This is a genomic window from Methylobacterium sp. AC690 (genome assembly GCF_979256535.1).
The window spans coordinates 1-256 of the sequence record NZ_CEEDOX010000087.1 but is presented as its reverse complement, the minus strand read 5'-3'; the positions used below and the strand labels follow the sequence as shown (position 1 = coordinate 256).

1 pseudogene is annotated in these 256 nt (G+C 79.3%); it reads left to right on the top strand.

The annotated features are described in order from the left end of the window. Window positions 1-256 (top strand): annotated as a pseudogene (locus AC0IY1_RS25420) (glycosyl transferase); the annotation flags it as partial.

Sequence of the window (256 nt, the reverse complement as noted above, 5' to 3'; positions counted from 1 at the left end):
GGCGGACGCCTGATCGTGATGCCCGAGTGGCGCTATTTCGGCGAGCAGACCCGCTAGGCCGAGGCCCTGGTCCGCCTCGGCGCCGCCGTCCAGGCCCCGGTCTGGCCCGGCGATCTCCCGGGCTGGCGCGACCTCCTCGCCCGGGCCCGCGCCCTCGATACCGCCCCGCTGCGCAGCCTGGACGCGCCGGACGCCGCCGCCCGCGCCGCCGGCTGGCTCGAGGGCCTGACCGACGAGCTCTGGCACGGCGCGGCGG